The sequence below is a fragment of the Paenibacillus sp. 01T442 genome (assembly GCF_056398345.1).
The window spans coordinates 1-10,380 of record NZ_JBFTPF010000118.1 but is presented as its reverse complement, the minus strand read 5'-3'; the positions used below and the strand labels follow the sequence as shown (position 1 = coordinate 10,380).

At 40.7% G+C, this 10,380-nt stretch carries 11 protein-coding genes and 2 pseudogenes; 2 read left to right on the top strand and 11 right to left on the bottom strand.

The features are described from left to right. Positions 1–1,095: glucose-6-phosphate dehydrogenase (locus tag AC1DLM_RS33285; protein ID WP_477572378.1), on the bottom strand; the 1,095-nt coding region annotated here is incomplete at its 3' end. 90 nt (positions 1,096–1,185) lie between these two features. On the opposite strand from AC1DLM_RS33285, the gene AC1DLM_RS33280 reads away from it, so the two are divergent. After that, positions 1,186–2,064, top strand: coding sequence for a LysR family transcriptional regulator (locus AC1DLM_RS33280; RefSeq protein WP_477572377.1), 879 nt, complete (start codon positions 1,186–1,188; stop codon positions 2,062–2,064). Between the two features lie 13 nt (positions 2,065–2,077). On the opposite strand, the gene AC1DLM_RS33275 is transcribed toward AC1DLM_RS33280, so the two are convergent. Beyond that, positions 2,078–2,473, bottom strand: coding sequence for a hypothetical protein (locus AC1DLM_RS33275; protein ID WP_477572376.1), 396 nt, complete (start codon positions 2,471–2,473; stop codon positions 2,078–2,080). 373 nt (positions 2,474–2,846) lie between these two features. Between AC1DLM_RS33275 and AC1DLM_RS33270 the strand changes: the two genes are divergently transcribed. After that, positions 2,847–3,779, top strand: a complete 933-nt coding sequence (locus AC1DLM_RS33270; RefSeq protein ID WP_477572375.1) for an aldo/keto reductase — start codon at positions 2,847–2,849, stop codon at positions 3,777–3,779. A gap of 105 nt (positions 3,780–3,884) precedes the next feature. Here the strand turns inward: AC1DLM_RS33270 and AC1DLM_RS33265 are convergent, their stop codons facing one another. The 9 genes and pseudogenes from AC1DLM_RS33265 to AC1DLM_RS33225 form a co-directional block, all read right to left on the bottom strand. Beyond that, positions 3,885–4,268: a VOC family protein gene (locus AC1DLM_RS33265; protein WP_477572374.1), complete on the bottom strand. Its 384-nt coding sequence runs from the start codon at positions 4,266–4,268 to the stop codon at positions 3,885–3,887. Beyond that, entirely contained in the window at positions 4,265–5,485 is a 1,221-nt protein-coding gene (locus tag AC1DLM_RS33260) for an MFS transporter (RefSeq protein WP_477572373.1), read from the bottom strand. Before AC1DLM_RS33260 ends, AC1DLM_RS33265 begins: the two co-directional genes overlap by 4 nt. Positions 5,486–5,600: 115 nt before the next feature. Next, the gene (locus tag AC1DLM_RS33255; protein WP_477572372.1) at positions 5,601–6,599 is read right to left on the bottom strand and encodes an ROK family protein; all 999 of its coding nucleotides are present in this window, start codon (positions 6,597–6,599) and stop codon (positions 5,601–5,603) included. A 624-nt stretch (positions 6,600–7,223) separates the two neighbouring features. Then, positions 7,224–7,396, bottom strand: a pseudogene (locus AC1DLM_RS33250) ((2Fe-2S)-binding protein); the annotation flags it as partial. Positions 7,397–7,486: 90 nt separating this feature from the next. Next, complete coding sequence (locus AC1DLM_RS33245) at positions 7,487–8,434, bottom strand: alpha/beta hydrolase (protein WP_477572371.1); 948 nt, start codon at positions 8,432–8,434, stop codon at positions 7,487–7,489. 96 nt (positions 8,435–8,530) lie between these two features. Continuing rightward, positions 8,531–8,749, bottom strand: a complete 219-nt coding sequence (locus AC1DLM_RS33240; RefSeq protein ID WP_441990161.1) for a hypothetical protein — start codon at positions 8,747–8,749, stop codon at positions 8,531–8,533. 114 nt (positions 8,750–8,863) lie between these two features. After that, positions 8,864–9,439: a TerD family protein gene (locus AC1DLM_RS33235; RefSeq protein WP_477572370.1), complete on the bottom strand. Its 576-nt coding sequence runs from the start codon at positions 9,437–9,439 to the stop codon at positions 8,864–8,866. 131 nt (positions 9,440–9,570) lie between these two features. Beyond that, positions 9,571–9,672, bottom strand: a pseudogene (locus tag AC1DLM_RS33230) (TerD family protein); the annotation flags it as partial. Between the two features lie 209 nt (positions 9,673–9,881). Beyond that, positions 9,882–10,380: M24 family metallopeptidase (locus tag AC1DLM_RS33225; protein ID WP_477572369.1), on the bottom strand; the 499-nt coding region annotated here is incomplete at its 5' end.

Here is a 10,380-nt window from a genome sequence, read left to right as displayed (position 1 = left end):
GATCAAGAGATCCTTTATAGGGCCCTGGGATATAAATTCGATAACAATTCGCGTCGCTTTCTCTTTCAGCCGCTTTCCTGTACGAATGTAGATGGGCGTGTCCTTCCAGAACGGATCATCAACTCGCAGTCTAGCTGCGATGAAAGTATCATTTTGAGAATCCAAAGCTATTCCAGCCTCATTTCTATAACCGACAACCTGCTCCCCTTTTATCACCCCTGAAGCATATTGACCACGAACCACATGTTGCGTAACATCGATTTTATTTAATGGCATTAACGACTTCATGATTTTACTTTTAAGATTTCCAACCTCATCTACTGAACTTCGCTTCGGAAACTCGATAGTTAACATCATTAATAATTGAAGCATATGATTCTGAAACATATCGCGGATGGCGCCTGCATGATCGTAGTAGCCAGCTCTTTCTTCCACACCCAAGGTTTCAATTGCGGAAATTTGTACACTGGCAATCGTACGTGTTCTTAAATCCTGCTCCGTAAGAGTTGACTGAAGTAGTTGACCCATTTGCTGGACCATAGGCTTGCCTAAATAATGATCAATTCGATAAATGTCAGATTCATCAAATGCTTGGTTCAACGTATGATTTAATTGTCTTGCCGATTCCAAGTCATGGCCGAAAGGCTTCTCGATCACCAGACGCTTCCAGCCATCAGCTGAACCAAGCCTGCTTTCATGAATATTTGTTGCAATTGTCTCAAAGAATTCAGGTCCTACAGACAAATAAAACATGCGATTCGGCATTATGTTAAGCTCAGCTTCCCGATCTTCAACCAGCTTCAGCAGCTTTGTGTAATCTTCTTTACGGTCAACATCTAGAACATGATACTGAAATGAATTCAGGAATTTTTTGATCCTAACAGCATCTTTCACATCACTTCGGGAAAAAGTAAGAAGGGAATGTTCTACATTGGCCTGAAATGATTTATGAGTTAGTTCCCTTCTTCCAAGACCAATTAATGAAAAGGATGAAGGTAGTTTCTGATCGATGTACAATTGATATAAGGCTGGGTAAATCTTTCTTTTGGCTAAATCACCTGTAGCTCCGAACAAAACAAATGTTACTGGCTCCAATTTAATCTCTCCTTTACTGGTTTCTTTGTCGTTGCTCCACTATAATGTTTGATATATCTATTAAATCAATCTAGGAGCTAGCCTCATTTTATGAACAATAATTACGAATTGTATAAAGTTTTCTATTGGGCTGCGAAGACCGGTAGCTTAACACAGGCTGCTAAAGTCTTATACCTCACCCAACCGAGCGTTAGCCACGCCATTAAACAACTCGAAGACAGCTTTGGTATGACATTGTTTTACCGTAATTCCAAAGGCGTAATGCTAACTCATGAAGGTGAAGTTCTGTATTCCTACATAGAGAAGTCCCAAATTCTTATATCGCTAGCTGAAAAGCAAATGGCCGCGCTTAAAAATTTAGATAGTGGCGAACTACGGATCGGCGGAAGCGATTCACTGTTTAAGCATTACATTCTTCAATACTTGGAAAAATTTCATAAACAATATCCCAGCATTCGACTTCATCTTAATCACGGAACAACACCTGAGATCATTGCTCTTTTAAAAGAAGGCGAAATTGATTTGGGTGTCGTTCGTATGCCAATTGCAGATCCCCAACTTGAAGTAAGGGAAAGCTTACAGCTTCAAGACTGCTTTGTAGCAGGAAATCTATATTCCGAGCTTCAAAATGTAGTACTATCTTTGGATATGTTACTTCAATATCCACTCATTCTATTCTCGCGAAATAGTCGGGCAAGAATGGCCATTACGGAAGTGTTTCAAAGTTATGGTCATCAACTCAAACCCGAAATTGAGGTTGGAAGTGTGGATCTTCTTATTGAGTTAGCGCGTAAAGGACTTGGAATTTCTTATGTGACCAGAGAATTTGTATCCAAAGAACTCGAAGAAGGTACGCTCTTCGAAATTCAATTAGACGTGCCGATTCCACCATCGCATGTAGGGATTATGATTATGCGCAACATGCCAATTTCAGGCGCGGTCGAAAAATTTATTGAAATGGTTCACTAAAGGGAATCTCGTATCACGCAGATATTTCTGATAACCAACCAACTGCATTGTGAATATCTTCAAAATCATGATAACGTAATTCAGTTGTATTTTTTTCAATAGATTGTCTCATATCGTCACTAGTAATCGTATTCTCTGGACTCACAGTAGCCGTGTATTGAATGCCCGCATTTAGGAGTTTTGGCAACCATTCTGAGGATAACCAGACAGCGTCTTCTGCCAAAACGATACTTGGACTTTTATCAATCAATACTTTTTTTGCTTTTTTTATAACTGCAAGTTCAATGAGTTTATTAAGAGGCACGCGAAACTCATCTTCCTGTGCTAAGGAGTTCCAACGAATCACAACGGCTTCAATCACATCATCCCAAAAAATATGAGCTTTATTTGAGAAATAAAAGTGCATCATATTTAATCTCTCCTCTCAGACAGATCTACGGATAGCGAACTACTTCTATAGATGATTGAGTGCGTACCATTCCGTAAAAATGCTTATTTCTTCGTAATTCCACTATAGTACGAAAATGATGCATACATGTAATTAATATATTTCACAATAGCCATAGATGCGGTGAATGGGACAATGCTTATCGATCTATTTTCTTGTTACTCGACAAAAAAACGAAGCTAGCACATTTTTTCGTGTGCTTCGCTTCGTTTTTTATTTTTCATTTTCGGTCGCCATCAAATTTTTTTATTATGCGCTTGAAACTTACGTAACGTAATGCATTATGATGTGGATACTGGTAAAAGTAGGGTAAAATGAGAGGGAGTTGAAGAGAATGACGAAGCTAACACGAATTGGTAAAACAGATTTAGTTGTCAATCCAATCGGGCTTGGATCAAGCGCTGTGGGTGGGCATAATGTTTTTCCTAATTTAAATGAAGAAGTAGGCAAAGATTTGGTGCGGACTGCGATCAACAATGGAGTGAATTTTTTAGATACAGCGTTTTTTTATGGAATAGGACGTTCAGAGGAGTTAGTAGGTGAAGTGATAAAAGAAGCAGGTAAGCGTCATGAACTCATCCTTGCAACAAAAGCCGGCCTTACACTTGTCGGCAATGTTCTTGCCATGAATAATTCACCTTATTTTTTAAAACAAGCCGTTGAAGATAGTTTGAAAAGGATGCAAACAGATTACATTGATTTATTTTATATTCATTTTCCAGATCAGGATACACCAAAGGATGAGGCGGTTGGAGTCTTAAACCAGCTTAAAGACGAAGGTAAAATTAGAGCAATTGGCGTTTCTAACTTTTCACTCGAACAATTGAAAGAAGCCAATAAGGATGACTATGTTGATGTATTACAGGGAAACTACAATTTGCTGCAGCGTGAAGCGGAACAAGAATTCTTTCCCTATACGACAGAGAATAAAATCTCTTTTATTCCATACTTTCCACTAGCTTCGGGCTTGCTGGCCGGTAAATACAATACGGATATGACATTCAATGATTTTCGTAAAGATATGCCTCACTTCCATGGCGGTAAATTTAATGAAAATTTAGAAAAGGTAGAGCAGCTCCGTAAAATTGCAAATGAAAAAAATGCCGAAGTTGCTCATGTAGTCCTTGCTTGGTATTTAACACATGATTCAATTGATGTTGTCATTCCCGGTGCAAAAAGAACAGATCAAGTGCTAGATAATTTAAAAACATTAGACGTCCACCTGACAAAAAAAGAAATCAACGAAATTGATCATATTTTTAAATAGGTTCTCTGTGGCGAACACATTCAGGCCGATCCCGTATCTGCTTTGGTCACAGATGTCTCATGAGTGCATATAGTAGCGATTTTTGAAGGAACTTAGATACAGCACTCAAACAGTAATTTCAATTTGATTATTTTCAGGTCCTAAAACGCAACTTTCGTAATAACCATCCCCCGTAGTACGAGGGCCAATTAAGATATCATAACCGGCATCCGCTAGCTGCCTAGTTAATAAGTCAACTTTTTCTTTGCTGCCAACACTAAATGCCATATGGCTGAATCCTGCCCTGGTCAACTCTTTAGATCCATCCGTCATATTCGGCCTAGACATAATCTCTAAATCAGCCCCTTCATCAAAGGTTAAAAAATACGTTTTCAACCCGGTCTGAGCGTTAACGTACATTGCATTGGATTTGGCATTAAAGAATTTGATGAAAAATTGTTTATTAAGCTCCAGATCTTTTACATACATAGCGATGTGCGCGATTTTCACAAGTTATTCCCCTTCACTTGTTTATTTAAGATACGATTCACCGTTTCCACACTTATCAACATTAGGGCGAGAAATACTAAGACGACAATTGGGAATAGAGATAAACTAATTTGTGACGCAATAAGACCAAACATAGGGGGAAGGAATGTTGTTCCGGTGTAGGCGACTGCCATTTGGTACCCCATTAATTTGGCTGAATTATCGCGTCCGAAACGAGCGGGAGTTTCATGCAAAAGTCCAGGATATATCGGAGCAAGGCCTAATCCTATAAGAATAATTCCAATTAAAGAAAATGTACCCGATAATGGAAGTAGAAGAAATATTCCCCCGACAATTGTTACGATCTGTCCGTATCTAATTAACACACGATTACTAACCTCAAGGGCAATAAATCCGGTTATCAACCTTCCTAATGTAATGCCTGCATAATACAAGGAGATCCAGCGGGCCGCACTCTCAGCGGAAATTTCCAATGGACCAACCAAATAACTGGCCCCCCATAGTCCTATGGTCATTTCAACGCCACAATAAAATAGGAAAGCGATTAGAGTAGGTTTTACACCTTTGATTTGTAGGATATTTACCTTCGTTAAGGATGAGTCGACCGGCTCAAGTTCTGGTTTATTGATAGTTTCACTCATTCGTAAACGTTCTTCCTTACGTTTGGCAGCCACACGATTCCAAAGAGGAAGCGTGACAAACAATATAACAACGAGTGAAAACTGAACATTGGATACCGCAACATATCCTCCCCTCCAGAAGCCGTTATCCCCTATATATCCTGACATTACAATTGGACCCATTGTAGCCCCAACTCCCCAGAAACAATGGAGCCAATTCATGTGATGAGCTTTATAATTTTCAGCAACATAATGATTTAAAGCTGCATCAACAGAGCCACCACCAAGTCCAAGGGGAATAGCAAAAATAATGAGCCACAGCATGGAAGGTGAAATTGAAAATCCGAGTAACGCCCCTGCTGTTAATAAGCAACTAATTAGAGTTACTTTTCCGGTTCCCAGACGTTTAACTATAGCACCGCTAGCTAAACTTGATACAATGGTCCCCGCGGCTATCGTCATGGACACAATTCCCGCCGCCCCCATTGATGTCCCTATGTCTTGCCACATGACAGGCCAAGCTGATCCCAGCAATGAATCTGGAAGACCGAGGCTGACGAAAGCAAGATATATAATAAGTAAAAACCATGTAGCCATATAACCACCCCCTTTAAAATTATACTTTATAAAGAACCTTTATTTAGTATGTGCGATTCATATTTTTTTGTCAATATATTAAAAAAGAACCCCTGGAGGAACTCAGGGATCTTTCTTAATTGAAATTAATGGTCGGTTCCAGCTCTTTTAGTGTGATCCATCGCAAGCCAGATTCGAAATCCTCTTGGAACGTGTCTTGTTGAATCACTTCAGGATAGGTCGGCATGATATGTTCCTGTTGATACCTCTCCCACTCGTTTCTCCAGAAACTTACGTCTACCCTATCTACATAAACGACAACCATGTCAGGCGCGAGAATAGCGTTCACTGTATGAATGAGCTGACATAAGGATTGGACAAATAGTGTACTGTTCATTTGACTCCATTGTTGATCGTTTGGGAGGAATTTAATTTCTCCAGCCATTCCGCTCTTACCTTTAACTAAACTGCCATTAAGATAAATTCCCATGCCTGGAGGATATTTTGTAGGAAAGTAAATKCCAACGATCGACCTATCATCAGAAAATTCATGGTTCGCATAAAAACCGCTGACAGCTGCATTAACATCATTTTCAACCAACACTGGCATATTAAACTTTGATTCGATTTCTTCAGCTAAACGGATTCCTTTTAATTCACTATGACTAGTTACCGTCACTTCTCCGTTTACTGTTTGCCCTGGGATTCCAAAGCCAATCACTTTAATGGAAGGATACAGATTGATAAGATGTTCAATACTTTCGTAAAGAAATTGGCGTTCAAACCGCGGCAATATATGTTCTTCTTTATCTATAATTCGATTTTCTAAGTTAACAACCATAACAGTAACTAGTTCGTTGCCTTGATTCTCTTTTAAACTGATAACAAGTGCTAGACTAAAATCATAATTAAAACGATAGGTTAAAGCCGGTCTTCCACCGTTGGAAGGGACCGTTTCGTCCTCAAATATTTCTCCTAGTTCATGCAATTCTTTAACAAGAGAATTAACGGTGACCACACTGAGCTTAGTTAATTTGGACAGTTGTGGTTTGGTAGCCGTTTCGATTTGTTTAAGTGCTTGACGTACGTTATTTAAATTAATCTCTTTCATTAAAATAGCATTCGCAATTTTCATTTCGCTTCTCCTTATCTGGAATTAATTTTATCGTATACATGTTTCCATAACAAATTTGATACACATAATTCCCGAAATAACTACTTAAAAGTAATGTAACATACCGTTTCACATTCCCATACTTTTATTTGAACATAAAGATTAACGTCTTTAATCTTAGGCTGCCGCACAGACAAATGGTTACTCACCTACATAACATGAATAAGGAATGATAAACACCTACTTTTAAAGGAGTGGAATGGACAATGAGTTTGCAACAGCTGCCTCCGCCGCCCACATATCCCCCGGCAAAGTCCTCTGGCTCATACATGATCGATTGCGTTAATCAATACACCTATGTATGGTTAAAAAATGGCGACAGTTTCTGGTTTTTTCCGATTCGTGTAGAGTCCTTCGGAACATCAGGTTTTAGGTGGACAGGATCATTCTGGTTATATGATGGCATAGATTCAAGGTATATCGATACTGTAGCGTGTCCTCCGATTCCTACCCTTTATTGAATAAAACCATCGCCATTCATAATGGCGATGGTTTTTGTTTGATTTAACTATTTCTGTCACACCTTCATCCTGCTTTTTGCCTTCGCTACAAGGACAGCTTTCCGGATCTCTTCGTAGCTGGAATAAATGCTTGCTGCACAGCCGTCTCTCCACCTAAGCCTTCAATCGTTGTGACCTTGCGGCCAGGAGCTTCAACAGCAAGCATAAAACAGGATTTGATCGGGCGCCATCAACCAATACGGTGCATGCACCGCAGTCCCCATTCTCGCATCCAGCTTTAGTGCYGGTAAGCCCAAGGCACTCCCACAGCTTCACTCCCCCCTTTTTCCGATGGTCATTGTACATCTTATATGGTAATAGGTTGTCATATACTTCCTACCGTTCTGATTATTCTTTTAACCACGCGTTTGCAAGCGTAATCGCACCTCTAGCTGCAGCCGTGTCCGCCAAAGCGTTAAGCATAACGAAATCGTGAATTATGCCTTGAAAACGGACAGCAGTCACGTGAACGCCTGCTTCGCGAAGCTTATTGGCATATGCCTCGCCTTCATCGCGCAAGACATCGGCTTCAGCCGTAATAATGAGTGCTTGTGGGAGTCCTGCAAGCTGATCTGTGGTCGCGCGCAGCGGTGCTGCATAGATGTCTTCCTTATCCCGCGGCTCCGCCACATACTGCTCCCAAAACCAAGCCATACCATCTTTCCGAAGGAAATAACCAGTTGCGAATTCCTTATAAGATTCCGTATTCAGGCTCGAATTCGTTACAGGATAGAAGAGCAGTTGTTTATGAATCTTTGGACCTTTGCGATTTTTCGCCATCAGTGTAATAGCTGCCGTCATATTTCCGCCTACGCTGTCACCAGCTACATAGAGGCGATCCGTATCGAACCTGTTTTCTTCACCGTTATCGGAAATCCATTGCAGGACGGCGTAAATTTCTTCGATGGCCGTAGGATATTTGGCTTCCGGCGAAAGGCTGTAGTTCGGGAATACAACGCACGCTTCTGTACCGACCGCCAACTCTCGGATGAGGCGATCATKGGTATGTGAGTTGCCGAATACCCAGCCGGCGCCGTGAATGTAAAGAATGACCGGCAACTTTGCCGTTACATTTTTCGGGCGCATCAGCCTAATCGATACTTGACCGCTCGAACCTCCCTCGATTACTTTATCTTGAATGTCGACCGGTAGTTTCTCAATATCTCCTGATTGGACAGCATCGACTGTTTCGCGCCCTTTCTCCGGACCCAGGTCAAATAAATACGGTGGGTTTTCATTATCTTGCACAACTTTAAGCGCGGATGCTTCTAATACTACTTTTTGTACGTTTGGCATGAAAAACATCTCCTTTGGGTTAGGCCTCTCCCTTCCCTTTAACCAAAATAAGGTTCGGCGAACCAGGTTGCCCCCAAGCTAAATCCGTATGATTGATTATGACAGCACAGGTGCCAGCCCCGCCGCCACAACCACCAATACATCTTGTACCATTCCTTCTGCGGTGCGATTCTGGGGATTTCGACTCCACTCCACGGCAGACTCTGCACATAACCATTCGAATAGGAGTTGATAAAGTTCTTTTTGCATCGCGATTTCAAACAACGGCTCAAATTGACGGTCTTCTGAAAGCCATGTACTCCCGAGTACGGGCAAGAAACTCAAAAACAGCTTAGTAGGAGGGTACGCAAATTGCCCATATTCAATTGAAACTAAGACAAAACAAAAAGCCGTCGCGTATAAGGCGAGGGCTTCTATCATTCCATAATACTAAGCTAAACCGTAATCTTTCGCTAAACCACCAAGGCCTTCTCTGTACCCACTGCCTACCGCCGAGAACTTCCACTCACCTGAATTCCGATATAATTCACCTACGACCACTGCAGTTTCAATGGAGAAATCCTCACCCAAGTCGTAACGGATTAGCTCTTGGCCATCCACTTCATTAACAATACGAACGTAGGCATTGGAAACTTGCCCAAAGTTCTGATTACGCGCTGCAGCTTCATGAATCGTAATCGCAAAAGCAATTTTCTCGATCGATGGTGGAACTGCTGATAAATTAACATTTATTTGTTCGTCATCACCAGCTCCGTCACCTGTACGGTTGTCACCATTATGTATAACAGATCCATTTTCATTTTCCTTGTTGTTATAGAAAACAAAGTTTTTCTCATTATCAACTTTACCTGCAGCGTTTGTGCAAAACACAGAACAATCAAGATCGAAATTGCCGCCACCATCGTATTTATTCGTGTCCCAACCAAGACCTACAAATATTTTTGATAGCCCTGGATTTGTTTTTGTAAGATCTACTTTCTGACCTTTAGATAGATTGATTGGCATGGAATGATTACCTCCGTTTTATTATTTTATTGGTAACGTTCAGCTCGTTGCGTAATTATCAGTTAAATTAAACCGAATTCAACTCTTGATTATTGGCAGCATTCACTACTCGGATATAAGCAGATTTATTCACTTGTCACTGGATCCCATCCAAGACCAACTACAAGTTTAGAAAGGCCGGTAGTGCCTTTCGTTAAGTCTATTTTTTGACCTTTTACAAGATTAATACTCATTGTCTAGGTCACCTCCTTTCGACAGCGGAATTTTCTCTGCATGATACATACGACGTGTGCTCTCAAATAGTTCCAAAATAGAAAAAATGTTCTACCAATCTATTAATTAAATTGCTGAAACAAAAAAAGCGCTAGACCATTTGGTCCTAGCGCGTTGACTCATCATCATTGAACAAACGTTCTGCGTCCTCCACTTTTGTTCAGCTATCCTAAGCTACCGTCACGATGATAGGTTGATTCTTAGTAATAATAATGGTGTGCTCATGTTGTGCCGCAAAGCCGCCGCCCGGTAAACTAAATGTCCACCCATCCGACTGCTCAACGACATAATCCGCACCCGTTGATAAAAAAGGCTCAATTGTAATGACTAAACCCTCTCTCAATACACGTTTATCGTGTTTGTTATAGAAAGGAAGAATCTCTGTCGGAGCCTCATGCAAGGATTTTCCAATACCGTGACTACACAAATTATTAATAACGTTATAGCCGCCTTTTTTAGCCTCGATTTGAATAATCCGTCCGATTTCATTCAATTTAACGCCATGCTTAAGTGAAGAGATTACTTTCATCATCGTATTGTGTGTGTATTCACATAAACGCAATAAGGATGGATTGGTTGGAGTTATTGGAAAAGACTGCCCCGCATCCGCATAATAACCTCCCAATTCTGCCGAAACGTCAATATTTATTAAATCGCCAGGTTGGATG

Excerpts from the sequence above, each read along its gene's own strand:
- AC1DLM_RS33270 (WP_477572375.1), top strand. The coding sequence starts at position 2,847 with ATGACGAAGCTAACACGAATTGGTAAAACAGATTTAGTTGTCAATCCA.
- AC1DLM_RS33280 (WP_477572377.1), top strand. The coding sequence starts at position 1,186 with ATGAACAATAATTACGAATTGTATAAAGTTTTCTATTGGGCTGCGAAG.
- AC1DLM_RS33235 (WP_477572370.1), bottom strand. The coding sequence starts at position 9,439 with ATGCCAATCAATCTATCTAAAGGTCAGAAAGTAGATCTTACAAAAACA.
- AC1DLM_RS33275 (WP_477572376.1), bottom strand. The coding sequence starts at position 2,473 with ATGATGCACTTTTATTTCTCAAATAAAGCTCATATTTTTTGGGATGAT.
- AC1DLM_RS33260 (WP_477572373.1), bottom strand. The coding sequence starts at position 5,485 with ATGGCTACATGGTTTTTACTTATTATATATCTTGCTTTCGTCAGCCTC.